Source organism: Pseudomonas sp. IT-P171 (assembly GCF_949767765.1).
Classification (GTDB): domain Bacteria; phylum Pseudomonadota; class Gammaproteobacteria; order Pseudomonadales; family Pseudomonadaceae; genus Aquipseudomonas; species Aquipseudomonas fluorescens_B.
Genome location: NZ_CATKQN010000033.1, coordinates 385,311 through 409,969, shown reverse-complemented (window position 1 = coordinate 409,969; position 24,659 = coordinate 385,311). Strand labels below are relative to the sequence as shown.

At 57.4% G+C, this 24,659-nt stretch carries 29 protein-coding genes and 1 pseudogene; 11 read left to right on the top strand and 19 right to left on the bottom strand.

What is annotated here, in order from left to right:
- Positions 1 to 184: 184 nt before the first annotated feature.
- The 3 genes from yghX to ACM6I5_RS19410 all read left to right on the top strand — a co-directional run bounded on the left by yghX (position 185) and on the right by ACM6I5_RS19410 (position 2,825).
- Positions 185 to 1,072, top strand: coding sequence for a YghX family hydrolase (yghX, locus tag ACM6I5_RS19420; RefSeq protein ID WP_017339327.1), 888 nt, complete (start codon positions 185 to 187; stop codon positions 1,070 to 1,072).
- Positions 1,073 to 1,135: 63 nt separating this feature from the next.
- Complete coding sequence (locus ACM6I5_RS19415; RefSeq protein ID WP_017339328.1) at positions 1,136 to 1,963, top strand: glycosyltransferase family 2 protein; 828 nt, start codon at positions 1,136 to 1,138, stop codon at positions 1,961 to 1,963.
- A gap of 58 nt (positions 1,964 to 2,021) precedes the next feature.
- Positions 2,022 to 2,825, top strand: coding sequence for a 2OG-Fe(II) oxygenase (locus ACM6I5_RS19410; protein WP_017339329.1), 804 nt, complete (start codon positions 2,022 to 2,024; stop codon positions 2,823 to 2,825).
- A 10-nt stretch (positions 2,826 to 2,835) separates the two neighbouring features.
- Here the strand turns inward: ACM6I5_RS19410 and ACM6I5_RS19405 are convergent, their stop codons facing one another.
- Positions 2,836 to 3,780, bottom strand: a complete 945-nt coding sequence (locus ACM6I5_RS19405; protein WP_414879044.1) for an aldo/keto reductase — start codon at positions 3,778 to 3,780, stop codon at positions 2,836 to 2,838.
- Between the two features lie 10 nt (positions 3,781 to 3,790).
- On the bottom strand, positions 3,791 to 4,057 hold the full coding sequence (locus ACM6I5_RS19400) for a hypothetical protein (RefSeq protein ID WP_414884439.1): 267 nt from the start codon (positions 4,055 to 4,057) through the stop codon (positions 3,791 to 3,793).
- Between the two features lie 51 nt (positions 4,058 to 4,108).
- Here ACM6I5_RS19400 and ACM6I5_RS19395 point away from each other — a divergent pair, with 51 nt between their 5' ends.
- Positions 4,109 to 4,897 (top strand): alpha/beta hydrolase, encoded by a 789-nt coding sequence (locus ACM6I5_RS19395; RefSeq protein ID WP_414884438.1) that lies wholly within the window; start codon positions 4,109 to 4,111, stop codon positions 4,895 to 4,897.
- Positions 4,898 to 4,906: 9 nt separating this feature from the next.
- Here the strand turns inward: ACM6I5_RS19395 and ACM6I5_RS19390 are convergent, their stop codons facing one another.
- Positions 4,907 to 5,236, bottom strand: coding sequence for a hypothetical protein (locus tag ACM6I5_RS19390; RefSeq protein WP_017339333.1), 330 nt, complete (start codon positions 5,234 to 5,236; stop codon positions 4,907 to 4,909).
- 222 nt (positions 5,237 to 5,458) lie between these two features.
- On the bottom strand, positions 5,459 to 6,499 hold the full coding sequence (locus tag ACM6I5_RS19385) for a GGDEF domain-containing protein (protein WP_017339334.1): 1,041 nt from the start codon (positions 6,497 to 6,499) through the stop codon (positions 5,459 to 5,461).
- Positions 6,500 to 6,654: 155 nt separating this feature from the next.
- Here ACM6I5_RS19385 and ACM6I5_RS19380 point away from each other — a divergent pair.
- Positions 6,655 to 6,720 (top strand): annotated as a pseudogene (locus ACM6I5_RS19380) (XRE family transcriptional regulator); the annotation flags it as partial.
- A 254-nt stretch (positions 6,721 to 6,974) separates the two neighbouring features.
- Here ACM6I5_RS19380 and ACM6I5_RS19375 read toward each other — a convergent pair.
- The 4 genes from ACM6I5_RS19375 to ACM6I5_RS19360 all read right to left on the bottom strand — a co-directional run bounded on the left by ACM6I5_RS19375 (position 6,975) and on the right by ACM6I5_RS19360 (position 11,565).
- Positions 6,975 to 8,321: a glutamine synthetase family protein gene (locus ACM6I5_RS19375; RefSeq protein WP_414884487.1), complete on the bottom strand. Its 1,347-nt coding sequence runs from the start codon at positions 8,319 to 8,321 to the stop codon at positions 6,975 to 6,977.
- 21 nt (positions 8,322 to 8,342) lie between these two features.
- Positions 8,343 to 8,897 (bottom strand): helix-turn-helix domain-containing protein, encoded by a 555-nt coding sequence (locus ACM6I5_RS19370; protein WP_414884437.1) that lies wholly within the window; start codon positions 8,895 to 8,897, stop codon positions 8,343 to 8,345.
- Positions 8,898 to 8,923: 26 nt separating this feature from the next.
- Complete coding sequence (locus tag ACM6I5_RS19365) at positions 8,924 to 10,213, bottom strand: NAD(P)/FAD-dependent oxidoreductase (RefSeq protein ID WP_414884436.1); 1,290 nt, start codon at positions 10,211 to 10,213, stop codon at positions 8,924 to 8,926.
- A 149-nt stretch (positions 10,214 to 10,362) separates the two neighbouring features.
- On the bottom strand, positions 10,363 to 11,565 hold the full coding sequence (locus tag ACM6I5_RS19360) for an NAD(P)/FAD-dependent oxidoreductase (protein WP_017339338.1): 1,203 nt from the start codon (positions 11,563 to 11,565) through the stop codon (positions 10,363 to 10,365).
- A 265-nt stretch (positions 11,566 to 11,830) separates the two neighbouring features.
- Here ACM6I5_RS19360 and ACM6I5_RS19355 point away from each other — a divergent pair, with 265 nt between their 5' ends.
- Positions 11,831 to 12,394 carry an RrF2 family transcriptional regulator gene (locus tag ACM6I5_RS19355; RefSeq protein WP_414884435.1) on the top strand — a complete coding sequence of 188 codons (564 nt, stop codon included), beginning with the start codon at positions 11,831 to 11,833 and terminating at the stop codon, positions 12,392 to 12,394.
- Between the two features lie 3 nt (positions 12,395 to 12,397).
- On the opposite strand, the gene ACM6I5_RS19350 is transcribed toward ACM6I5_RS19355, so the two are convergent.
- Positions 12,398 to 12,733: a hypothetical protein gene (locus tag ACM6I5_RS19350; protein ID WP_017339340.1), complete on the bottom strand. Its 336-nt coding sequence runs from the start codon at positions 12,731 to 12,733 to the stop codon at positions 12,398 to 12,400.
- A gap of 69 nt (positions 12,734 to 12,802) precedes the next feature.
- Positions 12,803 to 13,015: a hypothetical protein gene (locus ACM6I5_RS19345; protein WP_017339341.1), complete on the bottom strand. Its 213-nt coding sequence runs from the start codon at positions 13,013 to 13,015 to the stop codon at positions 12,803 to 12,805.
- A 169-nt stretch (positions 13,016 to 13,184) separates the two neighbouring features.
- On the opposite strand from ACM6I5_RS19345, the gene ACM6I5_RS19340 reads away from it, so the two are divergent.
- Complete coding sequence (locus ACM6I5_RS19340) at positions 13,185 to 13,472, top strand: hypothetical protein (protein ID WP_414884434.1); 288 nt, start codon at positions 13,185 to 13,187, stop codon at positions 13,470 to 13,472.
- A 30-nt stretch (positions 13,473 to 13,502) separates the two neighbouring features.
- Here ACM6I5_RS19340 and ACM6I5_RS19335 read toward each other — a convergent pair whose 3' ends face one another.
- Positions 13,503 to 13,691, bottom strand: a complete 189-nt coding sequence (locus ACM6I5_RS19335; RefSeq protein WP_414879050.1) for a DUF2188 domain-containing protein — start codon at positions 13,689 to 13,691, stop codon at positions 13,503 to 13,505.
- Positions 13,692 to 13,910: 219 nt separating this feature from the next.
- Between ACM6I5_RS19335 and ACM6I5_RS19330 the strand changes: the two genes are divergently transcribed.
- Positions 13,911 to 14,273, top strand: coding sequence for an NUDIX hydrolase (locus tag ACM6I5_RS19330; RefSeq protein ID WP_414884433.1), 363 nt, complete (start codon positions 13,911 to 13,913; stop codon positions 14,271 to 14,273).
- A gap of 14 nt (positions 14,274 to 14,287) precedes the next feature.
- Here ACM6I5_RS19330 and ACM6I5_RS19325 read toward each other — a convergent pair whose 3' ends face one another.
- Genes ACM6I5_RS19325 through benA form a run of 4 tightly spaced genes read right to left on the bottom strand, consistent with a single transcriptional unit; the run spans position 14,288 to position 17,980 of the window.
- Positions 14,288 to 15,061, bottom strand: a complete 774-nt coding sequence (locus ACM6I5_RS19325) for a 1,6-dihydroxycyclohexa-2,4-diene-1-carboxylate dehydrogenase (RefSeq protein WP_414879052.1) — start codon at positions 15,059 to 15,061, stop codon at positions 14,288 to 14,290.
- 45 nt (positions 15,062 to 15,106) lie between these two features.
- Positions 15,107 to 16,120 carry a benzoate 1,2-dioxygenase electron transfer component BenC gene (gene benC / locus ACM6I5_RS19320; protein ID WP_414879053.1) on the bottom strand — a complete coding sequence of 338 codons (1,014 nt, stop codon included), beginning with the start codon at positions 16,118 to 16,120 and terminating at the stop codon, positions 15,107 to 15,109.
- A 10-nt stretch (positions 16,121 to 16,130) separates the two neighbouring features.
- Complete coding sequence (gene benB, locus ACM6I5_RS19315; protein WP_017339347.1) at positions 16,131 to 16,619, bottom strand: benzoate 1,2-dioxygenase small subunit; 489 nt, start codon at positions 16,617 to 16,619, stop codon at positions 16,131 to 16,133.
- On the bottom strand, positions 16,616 to 17,980 hold the full coding sequence (benA, locus tag ACM6I5_RS19310) for a benzoate 1,2-dioxygenase large subunit (RefSeq protein WP_031318997.1): 1,365 nt from the start codon (positions 17,978 to 17,980) through the stop codon (positions 16,616 to 16,618). The genes benB and benA overlap by 4 nt, the downstream gene beginning before the upstream one ends.
- A 182-nt stretch (positions 17,981 to 18,162) precedes the next feature.
- On the opposite strand from benA, the gene ACM6I5_RS19305 reads away from it, so the two are divergent.
- Genes ACM6I5_RS19305 through ACM6I5_RS19295 form a run of 3 tightly spaced genes read left to right on the top strand, consistent with a single transcriptional unit; the run spans position 18,163 to position 20,485 of the window.
- Positions 18,163 to 18,648 carry an Hcp family type VI secretion system effector gene (locus ACM6I5_RS19305; RefSeq protein WP_017339349.1) on the top strand — a complete coding sequence of 162 codons (486 nt, stop codon included), beginning with the start codon at positions 18,163 to 18,165 and terminating at the stop codon, positions 18,646 to 18,648.
- The gene (locus ACM6I5_RS19300; RefSeq protein ID WP_414884432.1) at positions 18,645 to 20,102 is read left to right on the top strand and encodes a hypothetical protein; all 1,458 of its coding nucleotides are present in this window, start codon (positions 18,645 to 18,647) and stop codon (positions 20,100 to 20,102) included. Before ACM6I5_RS19305 ends, ACM6I5_RS19300 begins: the two co-directional genes overlap by 4 nt.
- A complete protein-coding gene (locus tag ACM6I5_RS19295) occupies positions 20,099 to 20,485 on the top strand; it encodes a hypothetical protein (protein WP_414884431.1) in 387 nt (128 codons plus the stop codon). The genes ACM6I5_RS19300 and ACM6I5_RS19295 overlap by 4 nt, the downstream gene beginning before the upstream one ends.
- 544 nt (positions 20,486 to 21,029) lie before the next feature.
- On the opposite strand, the gene ACM6I5_RS19290 is transcribed toward ACM6I5_RS19295, so the two are convergent.
- From ACM6I5_RS19290 to ACM6I5_RS19275, 4 genes are all read right to left on the bottom strand, one after another.
- The gene (locus ACM6I5_RS19290) at positions 21,030 to 21,989 is read right to left on the bottom strand and encodes an AraC family transcriptional regulator (RefSeq protein ID WP_017339352.1); all 960 of its coding nucleotides are present in this window, start codon (positions 21,987 to 21,989) and stop codon (positions 21,030 to 21,032) included.
- A gap of 120 nt (positions 21,990 to 22,109) precedes the next feature.
- On the bottom strand, positions 22,110 to 23,039 hold the full coding sequence (gene catA, locus ACM6I5_RS19285) for a catechol 1,2-dioxygenase (protein WP_414879058.1): 930 nt from the start codon (positions 23,037 to 23,039) through the stop codon (positions 22,110 to 22,112).
- Positions 23,040 to 23,090: 51 nt separating this feature from the next.
- Positions 23,091 to 23,381: a muconolactone Delta-isomerase gene (gene catC, locus ACM6I5_RS19280; protein ID WP_017339354.1), complete on the bottom strand. Its 291-nt coding sequence runs from the start codon at positions 23,379 to 23,381 to the stop codon at positions 23,091 to 23,093.
- Positions 23,382 to 23,391: 10 nt separating this feature from the next.
- On the bottom strand, positions 23,392 to 24,540 hold the full coding sequence (locus ACM6I5_RS19275; RefSeq protein ID WP_017339355.1) for a muconate cycloisomerase family protein: 1,149 nt from the start codon (positions 24,538 to 24,540) through the stop codon (positions 23,392 to 23,394).
- Positions 24,541 to 24,659 lie beyond the last annotated feature (119 nt).

Here is a 24,659-nt window from a genome sequence, read left to right as displayed (position 1 = left end):
CAGTCTCTCCTTGTCTGTAGGGCACAGCTTGTCGATGGGGGAATGGCGGGGTGCGGTACATATGTATCGCGGGAATTTATGTCGGAAATTGACGCTTTCTGAACAGCTGAGTCGCGAGTCTACAAAAACCCTGTTCATGCGCTTAACTGACAGGAGTCCATTACGTCAAAGAGGAAGCGCACCGATGCACCGTCTCACTGCAAAAGACTTCGCCCCGGAACTGCTCGAGCTCTACGACTACTACGCCCACGGCAGGATCAACCGGCGCGAATTCCTCGACCGTGCGGCGTTGTTCACTTTGGGCGGTTTGACGGCCAGCGCGTTACTCGCTGCCCTGAGTCCGAATTACGCACTCGCCGAGCAGGTTGAGTTCACCGACCCGGACATCATCGCCGAATACATCACCTACCCCTCCCCCAAAGGCCACGGGACGGTTCGCGGTTATCTGGTGCGTCCGGCCAAAGCCACCGGCAAGGTAGCGGCTGTGGTGGTCGTGCATGAAAATCGCGGACTCAACCCGTACATCGAGGATGTCGCACGGCGGCTGGCCAAGGCCGGCTTCATTGCGCTTGCGCCCGATGGACTGACCTCGGTGGGCGGCTATCCCGGCAACGATGACAAAGGTCGGGAGCTGCAGGCGACCGTTGACCCTGAAAAGCTCATGAATGATTTTTTCGCCGCCATCGAGTGGCTGATGAAACACAATGCGAGCAATGGAAAAGTCGGCATCACGGGTTTCTGCTACGGTGGTGGTGTGGTCAATGCCGCGGCGGTGGCCTATCCGGAGCTGGGCGCTGCCGTGTCCTTTTATGGTCGCCAGGCAGAGGCCAAGGATGTTCCCCGAATCAAGGCACCGTTGATGCTTCATTACGGTGAACTGGACACGCGCATCAACGAAGGATGGCCCGCTTACGAGCAGGCCTTAAAAGCGGCAGGCAAGACTTATGAAGCCTACATCTACCCCGGTGCCAACCACGGTTTCCATAATGACTCGACACCGAGATACGACGAGGCCGCCGCCAAGCTTGCCTGGGAAAGAACACTGAACTGGTTCCGGCGCTGCCTGGTTTAGCGCAAGAAATGCTAAGCAGGGATTCATTTCTATGTTCTCAGTCTTCTTAGAGTGCCAAATCCCATGAGCAACATTGATTTCCTATCGCAAAGAACCCCACTTTTCAGCATTGTTCTGGTCAATTACAAGACCATCGAAATAACCCGGATTTGCCTCGACCTGCTGCATCAGCACCTGGGTGAAAGCAACATCCCTGTCTGGGTAGTCGATAACGATTCCGCCGATGAAAGCACTGACTATCTGCGCACACTGGACTGGATCCACCTGATCGAACGCTCCTGTCCCGAAAAGGAACCGGGCCATATTGCACACGGAAGAGCACTCGACATGGTGCTGGAGCGGGTTGAAACCGACTATCTGTTTCTGCTGCACACCGACACGTTCATTTTCGACAAGAATGTGTTTTCGATGATGATGAACAAATGCATTAATAAACCGAACGTCGTGGCCATCGGATGCGTAGAGCAAATCAACCGCAGTACCACGAGAGCCCTTTGGCGCTTTAGCTCTCGACTGGTAAAACATCACGTCAGACGCCTGAAACTGTCCTTGGGGTTACGCTCCAGAGAGCCAAAGCCCTACAGGGAAGTTTATTTGAAAAGCTTCTGCACCTTATGGAATTGCAAGCTGATGAAACAACACTCCATGCATTTTCTGATGGATGATCGCGTACCCGGTTATACACTCCAGGATCGCATGACCCAATTGGGCTATGTTGTTGAGCTGTTGTCGACGCGCAAGATATTCAGCTACCTCGACCATATTCAGGCTGGCACCGTCGCGGCCGCTGGTGGTTACGAAACAACGCACAGACGAACGAAGATGTACAACGACATCCTTAAACGCTTGAACAGTGAACACAGCCAGGTTTCGTCTTCACCTAAAAAATAGGGCGTGTAACGCTACCTGGAAGTACCCAGGTTGTTATGAATAGTTTATTGGAGCGGTAATGAGACCCATCACGCAGACACTGCCCATCACCGTTACGCCAGAGCTTGATTTCGACCAGAACGCCGCCAGCTCGCTGGGTCAGTCGCTCGCAATGACTTACGCTCAGGCCACCCCTTTTCCACACATCGTCATTGACGACTTTTTACCGCAAGACCTGATTGCGAGCATCTGCTCGCACTTTCCGGTCGAGCCAACCAGCAACGAAATGCTTTATGAGCGCGGCTACAAAGGTCAGCACAAACGGCAAATCAGCCCCAACGAATGCGACCCCTATTTGAAGACGGTTTTCAACGCCTTCAACTCTGCACCCATGTTGCAGTTTCTGGAAAAACTTACAGGTATCGAAGGCTTGATACCCGATCCTTACTTTACCGGCGGCGGGCTGCATGAAACGAAAAGGGGTGGTTTCCTGGGCGTGCACTCGGACTTCAGGCTCAACAAAAAACTGAATATCGAGCGCAGACTGAATGCCATTATTTATCTGAACCAGGATTGGCAAGAGGCATACGGAGGCAACCTGGAGCTATGGGATGTCGGGATGAAAACCTGCCTGAAGAAAGTCCTGCCGGTCTACAATCGCTGCGTCATTTTCAACACCGACAAGGACAGCAACCACGGGCACCCGGAGCCTCTGACGACGCCGGAACACATTACGCGCCGGTCCATCGCGCTGTACTACTACACCGCAGCCACCGTGGTTGCCGACCCTGCGCAAAGAAACAAAACTCATTACAAACCACGGCCCAAGGATCGTTTGAGCCTCAAGTACTACCTCAATAAACTCATCAAGAAAAAGTCCTGACGAGTGGCGTCTACCCCACCACATCAATCAACTGCTCGCGCTGCGCTCCCGTCAGCATCGGACCGAACCCCGCGCCGGCATTTTCCGCCATATAACGCGGGTTGCCGGTGCCGGGGATGACGCAGGTCACCGCCGAATGCGCCAGCAAATACTTGAGCGCCAGTTGCGCCCAACTGGTGACGCCGACTTGCGAGGCCCAACCCGGCAGTGGCCTGCCCTTCAAGCGAGCGAGCAAATCACCACCGCCGAACGGCCGGTTGCAGATCACCGCCACGCCGCGTTCACGGCACAGCGGCAGGATGCGTTTCTCGACGCCGCGATCGTCCAGCGCATAGTTGATCTGCAAGAAATCCAGTGGCTCGGCTTTCAGCACCGCTTCCACTTCGTCATACGCCGACGCGGTGTAATGGGTGATGCCGATGTAGCGAATGCGCCCTTCTTCCTTCCATTGGCGCAACGTTGGCAAATGGGTTTTCCAGTCCAGCAGGTTGTGAATCTGCATCAGATCGATCCGGTCGGTCTGCAGCAGTTTGAACGACTGCTCCATCTGCGCGATGCCCTCTTCGCGGCCACGGGTCCACACCTTGGTCGCCAGAAAGGCCGGCGAGCGCGGCTTGTGGATCGACAGCAGTTCACCGGTGGTCTGCTCCGCGCGGCCATACATGGGCGAGCTGTCGATCACCGTCCCGCCCTTTTCGAACAACGCACTGAGGACGGCGGGCAGGTTTTTGTAGGCCGGATCGGCAGGCGCGACATCAAAACCGCGATAGGTGCCCACGCCGACAATGGGCAGTGGCTCGTTGCTGGAAGGAATGGCGCGGGTCAGCATGTTCTTGCCTCCTGTTTCCTTCGACGGCGCGATGGCTGCAAAGGCCGGATCGAAAGTGAGCATCGCCGAAGCACCGGCAGCCAGCGTGAGTATTTGTCGACGCGTGTATCCATCAGTGTGGCTCATGGTTTCGTCCTTACACTTCTTTCCTGTCTGCCTGTTGTGCGGTCAGCCACACGCATAACCCGCCCCGCAGTTCGGCAAACGGCAAAATCAACAGCGCCACCAGACTCCTGCTGGCTACAACAGAATAGCTGTCGGGGACAATTCGTCCCGGCGTGGAATACAACAAGGCTGTAAAGGCTGGTGTGCAGCAGCAATCGGTTGGCTGAATATCCGTTTTTGGGTGATGGCTGATAGGGTTCCAAGGACGGCGGGGTAGCCGCACGCCGCTGTCGTTCAACTACACTCCGACAGCGATCAGCCGTCGCGGTCGTCAGGCCCAGAGCAATCAATGCCACTCACCAACGTTAGCCGAATGTCGCGCATCCTGATGTATATCGTCGTCATCGTCGCCGTGCTGTACCTGGCGCTGTGTGCCGCGCTGTTCGTGTTCCAGCGCGCGCTGATCTACTTCCCGCAACCCGCTGTGCCCGGCGCGCCCGAAACGCTGCTCACGCTATCGGTGGCGGACGCACAGGTGCAGGTCACCGTCAGGCCGCACGACGGGCCCAATGCATTGATTTATTTTGGTGGCAATGCCGAGGACGTTTCGCGAAACCTGCCGCAATTCTCCCGGGCGTTCCCCGACCACGCCCTCTACTTGCTGCACTACCGGGGTTTTGGCGGGAGCACCGGGTCACCTTCCGAGGAGGCGATTTCACGCGATGCCATGACCTTGTTCGACAAGGTCTACGACACACATCCGCACATTGCCGTGGTGGGTCGCAGCCTCGGTTCGGGCGTCGCCGTGCGCCTCGCGAGCCAGCGCCCGGCCGCGCGACTGATCCTGATCACACCCTACAACAGCCTCGAGGATCTCGCTGTCCGCCAATACCCGATTTTCCCGGTGAAATGGCTGCTGCAGGACAAGTTCGAATCGTGGAAATACGCCGCGCATATCTCGATACCGACGCTGCTGCTGGCGGCAGAGCAGGACGAAGTGATCCCGCACTCGAGCACAGAAAAGCTCTACGAACATTTCGCCAAAGGCGTGGCGACCCTGAAAGTGATTCCAGGCGTGGGGCACAATTCGATCTCCGACAGCCCCGAGTACCTGAAGCTGATGGAGGACGGGTTGTAGCTCACTCGATCATTTGCGCGCCAGCTTAAAGCGCACGCAATCTTCGTAGAAACTCTGGCGCAGCGCCGCAGGCTTGATCCGCGACGGGCTGTCGTAGGTTTGTTCGGTAATCCCCATTGCCGTCATGCGCATCCACGGCTTGCTGAACTTGTAGGTCTGCAGTTTCTGCCGGGCGGCGTAGAGCGAAACGCCCGCCAGTTTGAGTTCCTGGGCTCTTGCTGCGGTGCCCGCGCCCCAGCTGCACATGTACCGGTCATTACTTTGAAGCTCTTTGGCCTGGACGGCGACGGCGATACCTGCCAAGCCCAACGAAATCAGTGAGATCCATACATTGCGCATTTAAAGCCAGCCCTAACCACCTGAAATTAAAGTGATTCTGTCTGTAACTTTCGGGCTTCGGGGCCAGCAAAATGCCTTGATTCAAACCGCCTCAGTTTCCCGAGCCCCGCTTGAGGTCGATAACGCCGCCCAGGATGACGACAATTCACAACAACCGTAGCAGCGTTGTGGAGTCACTCAGCACCGCCATCGGGCCTGCGGCTTGAAAATGCGGTTCAACGGCTAGCTGTCTACCCGGTTACGCCCATTGCGCTTGGCCTGGTAGAGCGCGTCATCGGCGCGGGTCACCAGACTGTCCAGGCTCTCACCGGATTGCGCGAAGGCCACACCGAAGGACGCCGTGATCGTGTCGAGTACCTTGCCATCGATACGCGCCTTGATCCGCAACGCCTGGATTTTCACCCGCAGTTGCTCGGCAAACACCCCGGCACTCGCCAGGTCGGCGCAGTGTTCCAGAATGACGCAGAACTCCTCGCCACCGTAACGCGCCGCCGTGGCATGGGGTGGCAGCGAACTGCGCAGTACTTGCCCGACATGTTGCAGGACACGGTCGCCCAACGGGTGGCCGTACTGGTCATTGAATTGCTTGAAGTGGTCGATATCCAGCATGACCAGCGCCACGCCCCGGTCAGGATTACTCAGCGCCTGCTCCAGCAAACGGGTGAAGGCTGTCCGGTTGAGCAGTTCGGTCAGGCCATCGAGTGTCGCCGCCAGTTGCGCACGTTCAAGTTTGCTGCGCAGGCTTTTGATCTCGCTCTGGGCCGAGTGCAACTGGGAGAGGAAGCGTTCCTGCTGGTTCTGCATGAGCTGGGTGCTCTGTTGCAGCTCGCTCAGAATATCCGGCAAACGTTCGTTGGCAGGCAACTCGAGCATCTCCAGGCAACGTCCCAGACTGCTTTGAAAGTTGAGATTGCCCTCGACGCTGCGCGAAACGTCGCGCTGCATGTCATCCACCAGATTGATTGCCTGTTGCTGCCCGGCGCGGGCCTCCGCCAGTTCGTCGCGAATGATGTAGTCGCGAAACAGCCGCGTCGCGGACTCCGGCGGAAAATAATCAAAGTCCTTGACCACCCGGTCCAGCTGACGATTGAGCTCGGGGTCCAGGCCTTTGCTGTAGGTGTACCAGAGCGCGTAATGCACCGGATTGGGCGGGATGTTGTGACGCACCATCAGCGGGATGGCTTGTTTGAGCAGCGCCGCAGCTTCGCGGGAATCTTCCGGATACAGCGCAAGGGCAGTCGCACGCGTCTCTATTTGGCTCATGTCATCACTGTGGTTGTTAATGATTGGCAAATGCAAAACGCTGCGAGCATAACCAGACGCGTGGCAAACGGCTATCTCAACATTTAACACCGACCATTGTCGGAACGCCGGTCGTGATGCTCTGAGGAAGGCATCAAAAGTAACCACTGTGAATTCCTGGCGTGCAGGAGAGTCTGGTGGTGTCTCAGGGCGTGCTGGAAATCAGCGTCAACGATGAGCGCTCCTGCTTTCAATAATCGTTCTAAATGACTGAGCGATTTTTCAATCGCAGCTTATTTCAGGCAAAAAAAATCCCGGGCAGCTGATGGACGCCCGGGATTTAAAAATGCATAAACCGTGGTGGTGAACGCGGGGCGGATATTACGGAATATTTCACCGTGTAACAAGATATTTTGGCTCACAATCTGGTTACTAAATCTCCTAACCCCTTAAATATCCACACTTTTTTTAAGGCCGCGCGACGATAAGCGGTCATCTACAAGTACCAGCGATATTCACGGGCACTGATGTCCTGCAGAAATGCCAAATGGTCCTGACGCTTGTTTTCGCAATATACATTCACGAATTCTGCGCCCAATCCCTCGCGCAATTGCGCATGGCTTTGCATTGAACGCACGGCGTCCAACATCTCCAGCGGAAAATCGATGCCACTGCCCCGATCCTCGTTGAGCGGCGCGATCGGCTCACGACCGGCTTCCAGTCCTTGTTCGAGCCCCACCAGAATCGCCGCCAGTACCAAGTAAGGGTTGGCGTCAGCACCGGCGAGGCGATGTTCGATCCGCAGGTTTTTCGCATCCGACTCCGGCACTCGCAGGCACGCGTCCCGATCTTCAAAACCCCAACTGGCGCGTGTCGCGACGTTCACGGTGCCGCTCAAGCGACGCATTGCATTGTGGTTCGGCGCGAAGATCGGCATGCAATGCGGCAGCAGTTCCAGGCAACCGGCCACCGCATGGCGCAGCGGTTGTTGCCCGTTGGCCGCCAGCAAGTTGTTGCCCGCCTCGTCATACAGGCTCACATGGACATGCATGCCGCTGCCGGGGTGTTGCAAGTAAGGTTTGGCCATGAAACTGGCGCGGTAGTTGTGCTTCATGGCCACGCCCCGGGTACTGCGGCAAAACAGGGCGGCCCAGTCGGCGGCACGCAGGCCGTCATCGAGGTGGCCGAAGTTGATCTCGAACTGGCCCGGGCCCAATTCGGCGGTGATCACCGTAGTGTCGATGCCTTGCGCCTGCGCGGTCTCGACCATTTCATCGAGCACCGGTGCAAACCGCGACAATCGTTCAATGTGCATGTTCGGTTGATCGTCCGCATCGTCGGTCAGCGGATCGCGCGCGAACTGCGGCAAGCCGTCACGCAACTGGCGATCGAACAGGTAGAACTCCAGCTCGAAGGCCACCACCGGGAAAATACCTTTGCGCGCGAGACGTTCCAGCACCTGCGCCAAGACTTCCCGCGGCTCGAAGACAATCGGTTTTTCAGTGCCGCTGGAGGTGATCAGCATCTGCCCCAAGGGTTGCTTTTCCCAGTTGACGATTTTCAACGTACCCGGCACCAGACGGCGCGGCGCATCCGGATCGCCGTCGTTGAAACAGTAGTCGCCAATCTTGAACAGCCCGCCCTGGGCGCCCAGCAACACACAATTCTGCGGCAGCTTGAGCGCGCTGCCCGAGGCGACTTTTTCGAGCATCTCGATCGGGTAGCGCTTGCCATAGAAATGCCCGGGGATGTCCAGGGAAATCAGGTCCACGTAGCGCACATCCGGGAAGCGCTGGCGAAACGCGCGAACTTCAGCGACCAGATCAGAGCAGACAGCATCCATCATGTTGTTCCTTTGTTTTTATCAGGTGTAAACCCAGAGCACCCGGGTGAGCTGATCGGAGAGATTGCCGTAGCGACAATGGGTATGGCTGGCGAGCTGAAAGCTGTCCCCGGCTCCCAGGGTGACCGGTTGATCGTCATCCAGCCAAAGTGTCAGTTGCCCTTCGAGCACGTAACCGCCCTGCTCCGAGCTGTCGCTCATGTGGCGGTCGCCGCTGCTGGCGCCGGGCTCGAGCCGGCTTTCGAGCATCGAAAACGACGCACGCATTTTCGGCGAGACCAGAATGTCGGTGATGCCGTCGGCGTAATACAGGGTGCGGCGCTCGTCCGGCCGGGTTACCCAGGGCAAGGCCATGGGTTTGGGCAGGCTGTAGAAATAAGTGGTCGGCACGCCGAGGGTTTCGCTGATGGCGGTCAGGTCAGCTACCGTCGGCCGTGACAGCCCGCGCTCGACTTGCGAGAGAAAACCGACGGAGCGACCGATTCTGTCCGCCAGTTCCTTGAGCGTGTATTTTTTGTGTTTGCGCAGGTCCTGAATCAGGATCGCCAACGCCGAGATTTCTTCTTGCCTGTCCATCTGAAAGCTTCCGGAAAATGTGCGAATCAAAGGCTGTCGCGCAAGCGATACCAGGCCTTGCCGATGGCTTCCAGCGGGGCTGCCATGTACTTGCCGCCGGGGAAACTGCCATTGACCAGGCCTTGATACAAGGCCAGCTCATCCGGCTCCCCCAATATCGCGTCGGACACGGCGCGGGCCCCGGCCAGGGTCGGCAGCACACCGTGGCCAGAGTAACCCTGAAGCCAGTAGAGATCGCCCCGGCGACCGATATCAGGTGTGCGCTTAAGGGTGAGATCGATGTGCCCACCCCAGGCGAATTCCAGCTCTACATCCTTGAGCTGTGGAAACACCCGTTGCAGAAAGGGTCGGGTCGCCGCGGCGATGTCCCTCGGCATGCCCCCCAGGTAGGTGCAACCACCGCCAAACAGCAGCCGGTTATCCGGCGTACGACGGAAATAATCGAGCACGAATTGATTGTCGGTAACGCAGGCATTGCTCGGCAGCAGCGCAGTCGCCTGCGCTTGCGGGAGTGGCGTGGTGGCCACCTGATAGGTGCCAACCGGCAACACACAACTCGACAGCTTGGGATCAAGCCGATCCAGATACGCATTGCACGCCAGTACCAGCACATCGGATCGAATACGACCGTGCTCAGTGGTGACCACGTAGCGGCCACCCTCTTGGCGATAGTTCAGCGCCTTGCTTTGCTCATGAATTTTCCCGCCGGCGCGCTCGATGGCGGCGGCCAGGCCGAGCGCCAGTTTCAGCGGATTCAGGTGCCCGCCTTCCGGATCGAACAGCCCGGCCTGATAGCGTTCACTGGCGACCCATTGCGGCAACTGCTCACGCGGGATGAATTGCAAACCGTCGTGGCCCCACTTGTGGCTGGCCTCGTGTTGCCATTCGGTCAGCAGACTCACCCGACGCGGCAACACCGATGTCCAGAGGTGACCGGCCTGGTAGTCGCAATCGAAATCATGGCGTTCGGGCAATGCCCGCAGTTCCTGTGCAGCCCAACGCATGCCGTCCCACAAACGCCGCGCACGTTCGTAACCCAGCGCGGCCTCCAACGGAGGCATGTCGCACGACCAACCGAGAATGGCCTGACCGCCATTGCGCCCCGACGCCGCCCATGCAACCCGACTGGCTTCCAGCAAGGTCACGCGCTTGCCAGCCAAGGCCAGTCGCAACGCCGTGTGCAAGCCACTGAAGCCGGCGCCGACGATCAATACGTCGGTGTCCTGCTCGCCCTCCAGAGCCGCACGCTCCAAGAGACAATCGGCGCAAGTGTGGGCGTAGTAACTGGCGACGTGGCGGTTGGATTGCTGGAACATGCAAGCCTCGTGAAATTTTCTATTTATAATTTCATGAAAAACTACACGTTAAATTTCACCATCGCAACCATTCCGGTCGCAAAAAAAATCCCGCCCAAGAAACTTGGGCGGGATTTTCCCCATCAGGCAGTGTTATCGAACAACAGGCCTCAGGCGACAGGAATCATGGGATCAGCCGCCGCCAGCGCAGCGGCACGGTCAGCAGCCGGTGGGTAGATCCACACTGTGTTGATCTGCGTCTTGAGGTTCTTGCCTTCCTGTTTGACCAGTTTGACCTGGCGGTCCCAGCCCTCGGTGTACACCGCGCCCCAGCTCCCCAGATCCAGGCAGGTTACGTACTTAGGCTGGCTGTACGGTGTCGGATCGACGCCGAGAATGTGCGCGGCCACGTTATTGCCGGCGTGACGCCCCAGGGAAATGGCGTGTTGGCAGGTCATCAATGCGTAGTTGCCAATGTCGTCGGAAGCGGCGTAAGCAACGTCGCCCGTGGCATAGATATCCTCCTGACCAATGACTTTCAGGTGGCTGTCCACGTGCAGGCGGCCGAGGTGATCGCGTTCGGCCGGGATCTGTTCGGTCAGCGAGCTGGCGCGCACGCCGGTGGTCCAGACCACGGTTTTCGCATCGATACGCTGGCCGTCGCTCAAGTTGACACCGTTGGCATCGACGGAGAGAACCGACGCCTTCAAGTGCCATTTAACGCCGGTTTCAACGCTGGCCTCTTCGATCGACTTGGCGATTTCGGCGCCCATCGACCCGCCAATTTTCTCGCCGCGATCGACGATGATCACCTCGACATCCGTTTGATCACCCAGGATGGCACGCAGACGCGCGGTCATCTCGGTCGCCGTTTCAATCCCGGTGAAGCCGCCACCCGCCACGACGACGGTGTTGCGGGCTTTACTTTCCGGCAGGCTGGCCAGGGATTTCAGGTGGTTTTCCAGGCGCACGGCCTCTTCAATCTGGTCAACGTCGAACGCATGTTCGACCACGCCTGCGGTAGCCGGGATGGCGAGACGGCTGCCGGTGGCCAGAACGAGTTTGTCGTAGCTGCACACTTGTTTGGCACCCGATGCATCGATGTAGCCCACGCGTTTTTGCACAACGTCGATGGTTTCTGCAGCGCCCTTGATGAACTTCACGCCGACCGCATCAAACAGCTCACCAATCGGTGCAGCCAGCTGGTGCGCATTCGGTTCATAGAAGCGCGGACGCACGCGCAGCTCGGCCTGCGGGGCCAGAACGGTCACTTCAACGTCGTTGTGACCATGAATGTCGAACAGACGCGTAGCGCTCAAAGCTGTCCACATGCCACCGAAACCTGCGCCGATTACCAGGATGTGCTTTTTCATTTTTAACTCCGAGAGAAGGCGATCATTGAATTCATCAAAGGTCATGCGCTGCCAAGGCCGACCGAACAACTGCGAATATATTGATCCTAGTTATACGACGCAATCGATTTTTTATGATGCTTGCTATCGAAAACTTTGATCCACGGCATGGCGCTACCAGGCAAGGCAGAAAGGCAGTACTGGAAGAGATGAGCGGCGGCGGGGGCTCGTTGCTCGGCTAACGCTCTGCTGGTAACATTTACGACAACATTAGTCGGAGATCAAAATGTCTCTTTATAGCGCGGGCGTTGAGTACGGCATTCACTGCCTGCTTTTTCTGGTAGGCAATTGCGGCGACACCCGTGAGGCGAGCGTGCGCGAACTGGCGGAGCTTCAAGGCGTGCCGCAAGACTATCTGGCGAAAATTTTCACCAAACTGGCCAAGGCAAAACTGGTGGTGGCCACTGAAGGCGTGCGCGGCGGTTTCAAGCTGGCGCGTCCCTCCGACGAAATCAGCGTGCTCGATATCGTCAATGCCATCGACGGTCAGAAACTCATCTTCGATTGCCGCGAGATTCGCGGGCGTTGCGCCGTGTTCGAAGGTTCCGCACCCGCTTGGGCGCTGACAGGCCCCTGCTCGGTGCATGCGGTCATGATGACTGCGCAAAAACGCATGGAGGATGCCCTCGCCCAGCAGACCATTCTTGATCTCGCCAGGAAAGTGGGACGAAAGGCGCCGGCCGAATTCGGTGCGCAGGTGGACAACTGGATCAACGATCGCCGGGAAAAGAAAAGCAGTGCCCAGGCATCTGACGACCAGACTATCCCGGTCACCGAGATTTCCGGCTAAGCCTCACAGACAGTCGCGAACGGCCTGGCGCAATGCGCCGGACTTGGCCCAGGGCGGGCCCTGATAAAGCGATACCCGGCTGCCATCCCTGGATTTCACGATATCGACAATCTCGTCAGCCGTGATAATGCTGGGGGCTGTTATCCGGTAGCCATTGGAAATCCCCGTTTGAGTCGACGCGGGAATTTCCTTCTGCCACGCCGGCAGCACGCAGGCGGCATAGTCTTTCGGTACCTTTTCGCTGTATTTGCTGACATTCGGCTCACCCGGCACCACGGAAGCCGGCAATGAGCACCCCGCCAGTAACGCCACCACGACTCCCGCCATCAATGTCCGCATGACGCTTCCTTTTTCTGAAAAAGGAAATGTAGCGCGTCATTCAGCAGACATCCATTGATTGAACAGCTCTCACTGTGGGGCGTTTTCATCTTTTTTGGGGGACCTGGCGTTCAAATAGGTCATCCACCGTTCATACGCCTCGTGCTGCCATTGGTTCACCCGCTCCCATTCCGGGCCGCTCAGTTGATGCGCAGAGATCAGCGTCATCATTTCCGTGGTCGCCGCGTCCAGATCGACGATCAGCTCATGCGCGTGAAATCTAAAATCATCAGTTGCCGTCATTTGAAGTTGCCTCGCCCTAGCGAAAGTTGACCACTTGAGTACGACACCAGATCTGTCCGTTCCCGTTCAACTTCCCGACCAAAGGCTGCATCGACTGTTCAGACGAACAAAACGTCCTGATCCACGAATCGGGACTAAAATTCGTAGCAGAGATGTTCAGGAGGTTGTCATGTGGCTTAACAAATCTGAAAACGAACTTCGGCGCGACCTGCAAAGCGTTGCATCGGACTTGAGGTGGTCGGCGGTAGACCTTCTGCGACTGGAAGTTCAGTTTCGACAGGCAGGCAATGAAGTGGACGCACAAGCGGTGCGCAGACTGCACGACCTGTTTCAGGGGGACGAACAGCGATTGACGGGGTATGCCGAAGAGGTGAAGGCCAAGGTGATTATTCGAAACAAGCCTGCCACCTGCACCAATGGCGGGATGAGCGGAGGCGGAGGTTCTCCCAAGTCATAAAAGCCCCGGAAAACCGGGGCTTGAAGCTGACTATTTATCGGCCGGCCTCTTCGCCCGTACCTTGTAACCGGGAAGAGACGCTGCAAAGGCCAGGGCTTCCTCCCTGCTGGCAAAAGCGGCCAACCGGTCGCCTTGGGTGCATACCCGCCAGGGGCCGTTGTTTACGCTGAGTACGTCATAACCGTTCATGTGCATCTTATTCAGCATCGGAACGCTCATAAGCTACCTCCATTTCGGTACTGATTTCAGAACAGACCTGCCTACCTTACACCCACCCTTCGCACAGATGCCGACCGGACGTCGCGACAGGATGCCGGCATCCGGTTGCACTTTCAGCCCCTGAGACACCTCCAACCTTCCAGGCGTCCGCTAAATCGGCGTCGGCCTGAATATTGCATTTTTATTACCAAAATATGACAGCAGGCAATCAGGTAACACATGAAAGTACGCGCCACCGTCATTTGTGAGCAGGACCGCTACATTCTCCTGGTGCGCAAGCCAAGGAGTCGCTGGATGCTGCCCGGCGGAAAAGTCGAGCCCGGTGAAACCGTTGCAGCCGCGGCCATGCGCGAACTGTGGGAAGAAACCGGGTTGGGGGTCGACGATTTGCTCTACCTGATGGAACTGGATTCGGGCGGCACCCGGCACCATGTCTACGAGGCATCGGTGCTGAACTCGAATGAGGCGCGCCCGCAAAATGAAATCTTCGATTGCATGTGGTTTCCGATGGACGCGGTGCACAATCTGAACACAAGCGACGCCACGCTGAGAATCGTCAAAGCGTTTCAGCGCCGCCTGTAATTCTCAGCGTTTTTTCAGCCCTGATCGCCACCACCCACCGGCATGATCATGCCGGTGATGTAGGACGCTTCGTCGCTGGCCAGAAACAGAATAGCGCCTGCCTGTTCATCCAGTGTGCCGTAACGTTTCATCAAACTGCTGTCGAGCGTCTGGTCGACGATCTGCTGATACCACACCTTTTCCTCAGCACTTTGTTCGGCGCTGTTGCGCGGAATCACCCGCGGCGGTGCTTCGGTGCCACCGGGCGCCGTGGCATTGACCCGAACGCCACGGCCGGCGGTTTCGAACGCCAGGCAAGCGGTCAGCGCATTCACCCCGCCCTTCGCCGCACCATACGGCACACGGTTGATGCTGCGGGTGGCGATGGACGACACGTTGACGATGGCGCCACTGCCCTGCCCCAGCATGAACGGCAATGCGGCATGGCAGCACCACAGCGTCGGGAACAGCGAGCGACGAACCTCGGCCTCTATCTGCGGTGCTTCGTAATGTTCGAAAGGCTTGGCCCAGATCGTCCCGCCGACATTATTGATGAGGATGTCGAGGCGCCCGAAACGCTCGATGGCGGTTTGCATCACGCGGCTGCATTCGGCGTACTGCTCGAGATCGGCGGTCAGCGCGAGCACCTGGGCATGCTGGCCCAATTGTTGTTGCACCTCGAACACCAACTCGGAGCGATCAACCAGAACCAACCGCGCGCCCTCCGCCGCCATCCGTTCTGCGACGCGCCGGCCGATGCCTTGCGCAGCGCCGGTGATCAGCGCGACTTTTTCGTGAAATCTGTTCATACCCACCTCGTGTTCACGCCAACCCGGTGTTGACCCAGAGAATGCTCATGCCGCGCTGGCGGCAAACTTTTCGTAGTAGAAATTCACCGGCGCGATGCCTTGATCGCGAATGTATTGGCTGACGGCCTCGACCATCGGCGGCGGGCCGCACAGGTAGACGTCGACGTCACCATCGTTCAAATGCCTCGGCTCGATGTGCTGTGTCACGTAGCCCTTGAGCGGGTGCTGGCTGTCGGGACTGGCCACGCAGGCGCTGAAGCTGAAGTTCGGGATGCGCGCGGCGAAAGCTTCGAGGCGATCCATTTCCACCAGATCGAAATCGTTGGTCACGCCGTAGATCAGATGCAGCGGATGCTCACTGCCCTGCTCGGCGATTTTTTCCAGCATCGCGGTGAACGGCGCCAGGCCGGTACCGCCCGCCAGCAGCAGCAGCGGGCGACGAATGTCACGCAGATAAAAACTGCCCAGCGGCCCGGCCAGACTCATGCTGTCGCCGGCCTTGGCCATGCCGGTCAGAAAACTGCTCATCAAGCCGCCGGGCACGTTGCGAATCAGGAAACTGACCTCGCCGTCACGTTGCAACGAACTGAACGAATAGGCACGGGTCTGCTCGCTGCCGGGAATTGCGAGATTCACGTATTGCCCGGGCAGGAACGCGAGTTTGCTCAGTGCCTCACCTTTGATCGACAGCGCGATGGTGCTGTCGGACAGCTGACGCACGGCGCTGATGGTCGCGTCGTAACTGGCCTGTTGCGTGCGACAGACCTCCGAGGAAGCCGGTACGCGCACCACGCAATCGCTCTGGGCGCGCATCTGGCAAGTCAGGACAAAACCTTGCTCGGCTTCGTCCGCCGTGAGGGCGTCTTCGATGTATTCCTCACCCAGGTCGTAGCGGCCGGCCTCGGCGAAACACTTGCAAGTGCCGCAGGCGCCGTCGCGGCAATCCAGCGGAATGTTGATGCCTTGGCGGTACGCGGCATCGGCCACGGTTTCGCCAACGTTGGCGTCGATGAACCGGGTGACGCCGTCTTCGAAATTGAATGCAATGGAATGAGTCATGACGGCCGCCTCACAGGTGGTAAACATCGATGACCTGGCGAACGTAGTCGTTCTTCAGGATCACTTTCTTGGCCTTGATCAGCGGGTTCTCGCCGCGCACATCAAGGGTGTAGAAACTGCTGCCGAAATAGCTGTCGACGGTCTTGTAGCGAAAGCTCAACGTGTGCCAGTTGAAGCGCACCTTGCAGAGGCCGTCCGCCTGTTCCAGCAGCTCGATGTTGCTGATGTTGTGCGAGGTGCGGGTATCCGGCACGGTGGCACTGGAGCGCTCGGTCTTGATGCGGAAGATGCGGTCTTCCAGGCCGGTGCGATTGCCGTACCAGATCAACGAGATTTCCCGCTGCGGGTCTTCGGTCAATTCGTCGTTGTCGTCCCAGGACGGCATCCAGAAGGTCGCATCCGGGGCGTACAACTCCAGCCATTCGTCCCATTGCCGTTCATCGAGGTAACGCGCTTCGCGGTAGAGAAAGTCGCGCACGCTGTCGTAGGTAATAGTCATTGCACGGCCTCCACGGCAATCAGCTTCGATTGCTCGGCGGCCAGAGCCTTGAGCATGGTCTGCTGCCAATACTTGTGCTGCAACACGAACAGGCCTTCGTCTTCGGTGCGCACACCGCTGAGCAGTGGATGCAGGTCGATTTCTTTCGCCGCTTCGTCGGCCCCTTCGATCCAGTGCTCGGCACCACGGGACATGTCGTTCCAGGCGGTCACGCTGCCCTGGTAGCTGGTCTGGCAGGAGCGGAACTCCTCCAGATCGTCCGGCGTGGCCATGCCGCTGACGTTGAAAAAGTCTTCGTACTGACGAATGCGGCTTGAACGGGCGTGGTCGCTTTCGCCTTTGGGGGCGATGCAGTAAATGGTGATTTCCGTGCGATTGACCGAGATCGGCCGGGCGATGCGGATCTGCGAGCTGAACTGATCCATCAGGTACACGTTCGGGTACAGGCACAGGTTGCGCGAGTTCTCGATCATCCAGTCGGCGCGGGCCTTGCCGAAATCCTGGGCCAGTTCATCGCGGCGCTCATACAGCGGGCGATCTTCCGGGTTGGCCCAACGGGTCCAGAGCAACATGTGGCCCTTGTCGAAGGAATAGAAACCGCCGCCCTGCTTGGCCCAGCTGCCAGCGCTCATGGTCGGATTGCTGTCGCCGGCCTCGCGCTGTTTGCGCTGGTTCTGGGTGGCGGCGTAGTTCCAGTGCACCGAGCTGACGTGGTAACCGTCGGCGCCGTTTTCGGCGGTGAGTTTCCAGTTGCCTTCGTAGATGTAGCTGGAGGAACCGCGCAGCACTTCCAGGCCATCGGCGGACTGGTCGACGATCATGTCGATGATCTTCGCCGACTCGCCCAAGTGCTCGACCAGCGGCACGACATCAGCCTTGAGACTGCCAAACAGGAAGCCGCGATAGGATTCGAAACGGGCGACTTTGGTCAGGTCATGGGAGCCTTCGCAATTGAAGCTCGCCGGGTAACCGGCCTCGGACGGGTCTTTGACCTTCAGCAGTTTGCCGGAGTTATTGAAGGTCCAGCCGTGGAATGGGCAGGTGTACGAGCTCTTGTTGCCGGATTTGTGCCGGCAGAGCATCGCGCCACGGTGACTGCAGGCGTTGAGAAAGGCATTGAGCTCACCGTCCTTGTTGCGCGCGATGAAGATCGACTGGCGCCCCATGGTGGTGGTGTAGAAATCGTTTTTATTGGGGATCTGGCTTTCGTGCGCCAGATACAGCCAATTACCTTCGAAGATGTGTTCCATCTCGAGATCGAACAGGCGCGGGTCGGTGAACATCTCGCGCTTGCAGCGATAGATTCCTTGTTCTGGATCGTCCTCGAGCAGGGAGTGAAGATATTCGGGTCGCAGGGTCATGGCCGCCGCCTCCATTGTTATTGTTCAGGCAAGGCTCATGCTAGGACGGGGCAATGGGGTGGACTATCCGCGGGGTGCAGACCTTTATCCGTTTAGTGCAAAACGTATTTTCGGAATCGGACTACATAACTGCTTACAACTTCTGCCATAGACTTCGCGCCTGACGACAAGGAGTGGTTTCCATGGCTAATCACGGTTACATGACCATAAACGGAAAAGCTCAGGGATTGATTTCAGCGGGCTGTTCAACCCAGGACTCTATTGGCAACAAGTACCAGGCTGCGCACACGGACGAGATCATGGTGCTGTCCTACAGCCACAACATGACCACTATCGGGAACCTCAACAGATCCACACACAACCCGATCATCATCACCAAAGCCGTCGACAAATCATCGCCACTACTCGCCCAAGCGCTTTCAAACAGAGAGGAAATCAACTGCACGATCAGTTTTTACCGCGTATCGCCCTCTGGCTTGCAGGAAAAGTTCTATACCGTTTCGATCAATGGCGGAGTTATTACCGACCTGACGCTCGAAATGCCTCACGCCATTCTTCAAAACGACGCCGAGCCACAAGAGCAGGTGGCGATTCGTTATCGCGACATCGCGTGGACCCACCATCTGGCTAAAACCGCCGGTTACAGTTCGTGGGGTGAAGAGGGATGAATCCGTGGGACATCAACAGCGCGGCGGGGAAACTGGTGGGGCAAGCTCGCACGCTTGGCACTCGTCATCTTGCATACGGTAGGGCGCGGGAACAGTTCAACAGAGAAGTCGCTTTTTATGCAAAGCGTATTGCTGACGATGTTGGGCGAGGCCACAAAACTCCGGAACAGGGCTTACAGGCGCTTGTGCAAGAACAACGCGACCTGCTCATCCAATCGCAAGCCCTGACGGGAAAAGCTCCGGCCGCGATCACTGAACCTATTAAAAGATTGCCGGTATCAAGGCTCACACAGCCCGTTTCAAAACCTGACCCCGTTCGTTTACTGCGCTACGTCCATGCGCAAAATCTCAAGTCGACCGCCATGAACTCGCCCGGCGCCTTGAAGGCGGCTACCTCGCCGCATCCTACCCCGAACTTGAAGTTTTTCCCTCAGGAGCAATGGCCAACGCCGGTCCCACAAGAAGAACCTGGGTTCTATGTCGTACCGAGAAGCACGACCGCTGACAAACTGCAGGCTCAGCTTTTTACTTCAGCCTCCCCCGCCGTCATCACCAAATTCAAGGCGCTGAACCCGAATCTGGATCAGGTGAAAGCCGGGACGATGATTGTTCTCAGCGATCCGAACAATCATCTGTGTACTTTCGAAGAAGCGTTGTTGATGCAGGCGGCGGCTAATGTAAATAGAGCCTTGGAACCGCTGAGTTCGGAAGAGGCCGATTTCATGGCGCGTCACCATGACGAGATTGCGTTCCTTATTTCCAAGGGTTCACTCGGGGCAAGTGCGGGATTGGCCATGTTCTCGAAGAACCTGCACGACGTGGATATTATTCTCCGTGACATCGAAAATTTGCATACCCGGACTTTTCAAGCCAACGGTCACCTGAAGTCCGCCGAGTTTTATGCCGAACGCAAACGTCTGCTGACTCAGTTGAATGCTCAACTGACCAAGCTTACAAAAAAAAGCATTGGGTTTCCGGACCATCCCAATCTGAAAAACGTGTTGGGCCTATCGACGAAAAGTCTTGTACATCGCTGGAGAAAAGCTGGGGCTATTGGGCAGATTCCTGGTTATGCCACACATATTGACGCTGTTTCCAAAGCGGCGAAGTACGTCAAATATGGTGGGTGGGTTGGTACGGCGGTGGGTGGTGGAGCGTCGGCAATCAAGGTTCAGGGTGTTTGTGCAGCAGGGAATGTGCAGGCCTGTGAGAAGGTGAAATTTACAGAAGCTGGGGGTTTTGCGGGTGGGATTGCGGGCGGCGCTCTAACTGGTTTGTATTTGAGCGGCCCTACCGCTGGAGTTATTTGTGCAGCCCTCGGAGTACCTACTGGCGGTGCAGGAACATTGGCATGCGGCCTTGTACTAATCGGAGTTAGCTCCTTGGCTGCTGGGGAAATTGGAGGAAAGACCGGCGAATTCATAGGAGATCAAATTTACGAGGTCATCAAATGAGCCAGAGTTCTGGTGACACAATATTTCTTGTCATTGGTTTGATCGACTTTGCTGGCGCACTTATATCAATCGGTATATCACTTCACCTGGCCTACACAAAAATGGATGTAATGCTAAACCACCTGCAAAATTGCCCGGCGGTTATGATTCGAGCACCGTTAAGAAACGCTGGGCCTTGGGGAAATATGTTGTTACTGGGCGCCATAATGGGAGTAATGACCACGCCTAAGCTTTATCTACGCGATGGCGGTGCCAACGCAGAGGACCTGAAGAACTTTCCTGCGGACCTCAAACGAAAACTAATTGTTTTGCAGTGGACTGGCTGGGGACTTTTACTCATAATGTTTGGGCTTTTCGCGACTATCAAACTTGAACTTATCTAAACAGCACTTATATCCTTAGGGTACTTTTAATGCGGATCGATGGACAAACCAGTTGCGGGCCGACCCGTTGATTCTGGCTTTAAATCAAGTTGCATATTAAACATCGAAGACATTTACGAGATTGTCAAGTGAGCCTTAATACAGCTGAAAAAATATACTTGGCTATAGGTTTAGTCAACTTCGGAGGAGGGTTTATATTTGCCGGCACAGCACTTTTCCTCGGCTACACCAAAATGGGTTTTATGTTGAACCATCTGAAAAACTGCCGTGCAGTTACTAATCGGACATTCTTGAGAAACGGTGCCCCTTGGGGGAATTTATCTTTGATGGGAGAGATAATGTGCGTATTCGCTACGCCTCGCCTCTCTCTACGTTACGGAGGTGCCAGTACAAATGATATGAAGAACTTCCCTGCGGGCCGGAGAAGAATTCTGGTCACCTTGTATTGGCTCGGCTGGACATATCGTGATGTGCGCCCTCGTCGGAATCGCTGAACTCGGACCGATATGAAAATTTCCTGTCTCGAAATACCTTTTTAGACGAATCACTCCCGCCGCTTCAACGTATCCGAAGGCAACTCCCCAAACTGCTTGCGATAGTTATCCGAAAACCGCCCCAAGTGCAGAAACCCATAATCCATCGCCACTTCCGTCACATTGCGCACATTGCAGGTCGGGTCGATCAGGCATGCATTGATACGTTCCAGGCGTTTCTGCCGAATGTAGTTTTTCGGCGTGGTGCCGGCGTTGCGTTCGAACAAACCGTACAGCGAACGCAGGCTCATCCGCGCTTGTCGCGCCAGTTCTTCGCTATCGATGTCCTGCTTGAGGTTGCGGGCGATGTAGTCGGCGATCACCTCGAACGTCGCCGTCTGTGAGCCAAGGCTGATACGGCTGACATTGGTCTGCATCAGGCTGAGCATCTTGCTGACGATGATCTGCGCGTAGTGCTCCTGCACTTTTGGAATCTGCTCGGTGGCTTCGGCTTCCTGGCAAATCATCGCCAGCAGGCCGACAAAACCTTCCAGCTCATTGAGCTGATAACGGTTCTCCAGGAACCGCACGCCCTGCGCCGGATAGCGCCAGCGTTGCTCGTCGCAGACCGATTCCAGCAACGACGTCGGGACTTTGAGGATGAATTTTTCGCAATCGTCGGAGTACGTCAGGTCTACCGGATCATCGGGGTTGATCAGCAGCAATTCGCCAGGGGCGAAGTAATGTTCCTGACCGTGACCACGCCACAGGCAATTGCCGCGCAGCAAAACTTGCAGGTGATAGATGGTTTCCAGCGCGCCGGAAGTGACGCGAACGCTGCCGCCGTAGCTGATGCGGCACAGGTCGAGACTGGCGAACTTGCGGTGATTGAGACTGGCCAGCGGGTGCCCGGCGCGGGGCATCAGGATGCAATGATTACCGACATGCTGATTGACGTAGCCCGACACCGCGTACGGGTCGGCATGGTCGAATACGGAGCTGCGCTGACTCAACAGTTGCGCTTGCATCATCGGGTCACTCTCATTGTTGTTATAGGTTGCGTCGGGCCATTCTAGGGCACTGCCCGAAACACACAAAGCCACGAGATAAACGGTCGGTTATCTCGTGGCCCGGTTCGGCAGTCGAGGTGATCAGTCCTCGAGTGCGCGAACCCGCTCGTGACGTTGCTGCTCTTCAGGCTGGGCAGACGACTGCAAGGTGAAATCGAATTCGATTTCGGCAAAGCGCCCGCTCACGCCGTAGGCCGCCGCACGTGCCTGATCATCGCTGAAGGTGATCTTCGCGATCAGCTCGTCACGGGTGGCGTAGGCGAAATCGTCGTGCAGGTATTGATCGCCATCGAGGTTGATCTGGGTGGTCAGGTGACGATGATCCGGTGCCGAGATGAAGAAGTGCACGTGCGCCGGACGCTGGCCGTGACGGCCCAGTTGATCGAGCAGTTGCTGGGTCGGACCGTCCGGTGGGCAACCGTAGCCCGACGGCACGATGCTGCGGAAACGGTAACGGCCTTCGGCATCGGTGACGATACGGCGGCGCAGGTTGAATTCCGATTGCGTGGTATCGAAGTACGAGTAAGTGCCGCCCGTGTTGGCGTGCCAGACATCCACCACGGCGCCGGCCAACGGTTCGCCAGCGGTATTGAACACTCGGCCCTGCATGAACAGCGTCACACCCGGATCGACGCCATCATCCAGACGCGCTTCGCCCTGGGACAACGGTGCACCGGCCACGTACAGCGGCCCTTCGATGGTCCGCGGCGTGCCACCCGCCTTGCCGGCCTGCTCGTCTTCGGCGTCCATCAGCAGGTCCAGGTAATGTTCCAGACCGAGCCCGGCCACCACCAGACCCGCTTCCTGACGCGCACCCAGTACGTTGAGGTAGTTGACGGCTTTCCAGAATTCTTCCGGGGTCACGGCGAGATCTTCGATGATGTTCACCGAGTCACGCAGGATGCGGTAGATCAGTGCCTTGACCCGCGGGTTGCCGGCGTCATTGAGCAGGCCGCTGGCCTCTTCGAGAAATTTCTGGGCGCTGGCAGTGTGGGAAATCTTGACGTTCATGGTGGTTCCTCATCTTGTAATTATTAGCGTAGCGAACTGAACAGGCTGGGTTCAGCGGTCATCCTCGCGGATGGAAGAAGGATGCCGGCACATCGCGGTGACTTCGATCGCCATGTACGGATACAGCGGCAATTGCATCAGCAGGTCGTGGAGCTCTTGAACGCTGTCGACATCGAACACGCTGTAATTGGCGTAAAGCCCGGCGATGCGCCACAGGTGACGCCACTTGCCTTGTTCTTGCAGGCGCTGGGCGAGCGCTTTTTCGTCAGCCTTCAATCGGGCGGCTGCTTCAGGATTCATGTCGACCGGCAGGTTCACGGTCATTTTTACGTGGAACAGCATAAGGCTCTCCTCAAGCAAGATGAATGGCAGTAGAGGTTTTGTCGCGACGGAAGAACGCCAGGCGCTCTTCATCGAGGCTCAGGCCCAGGCCCGGGGTTTTCGGTACGTGCAGCTCGAAATCGCGATAGACCAGCGGCTCGCTGAGGATGTCTTCGGTGAGCAGCAGCGGGCCGAACAGCTCGGTGTCCCACGCCAGTTTGTTCAGCGTGACAAATGCATGGGCCGAAGCCAGTGTGCCGATGCCACCTTCAAGCATGGTGCCGCCGTACAGGCCAATGCCGGCCGCTTCGGCAATCGCGGCCGTTCGCAGCACGGCACGCGGGCCGCCGTTCTTGGCGATCTTAAGGGCGAACACCGACGCAGCGCCTTCACGCGCCAGATTGAACGCATCTTCAACGCACTCGATGGATTCGTCGGCCATGATCGGTGCCGGGCTCATGGTGTTCAGGCGCGCCATGCCGGCGCGATTGTTGCGCGAAATCGGCTGTTCGATCAGGTCGATGCCGTTGGTGCCGAGGATCCGGCAGGCACGCAGCGCGACGGCTTCGTCCCAGGCCTGATTGACATCGACCCGCACGCTGGCGCGATCACCCAGGGCTTTCTTGATCGCGATGACGTGGGCCAGGTCGCGATTGACTTCGCCGGCACCGATTTTCAGTTTGAAGATGCGATGGCGGCGCAGGTCGAGCATTTTTTCCGCTTCGGCGATGTCCTTGTCGGTGTCGCCACTGGCCAGGGTCCAGGCCACCGGCAGTGCATCGCGAACCCGCCCGCCCAACAGTTCACTGACCGGCAGGCCGAGTCGTTTGCCCTGGGCGTCGAGCAACGCGGTTTCGATACCTGACTTGGCGAAGGTGTTGCCCCGGATGCTGCGCTCCAGGCGCAACATCGCGGCGTTCACGTTGGCGCTGTCCTGGCCCAGCAACAGCGGCGCGAAGTGGCGGTCGATGTTGGTCTTGATGCTGTCCGGGCTTTCGTTGCCATACGCCAGGCCACCGATGGTGGTGGATTCGCCAATACCTTCAATGCCATCGGCGCAACGCACGCGAATGATTACCAGGGTCTGGTTCTGCATGGTGTGCATCGCCAGCTTGTGCGGGCGGATGGTCGGCAGATCGACGATGATCGTCTCGATCGATTCAATGGCAGTTTCCAGCATGGCGATACCCGTCAGGTTCTTAAAGTTCTGGAACCGATTCTGGTACGGCTTTTTTCGGGAAGCCAATATAGAATTGGTCTGACTTGATACCTTAAAGGTATGCAACTGGATTGTTTGCG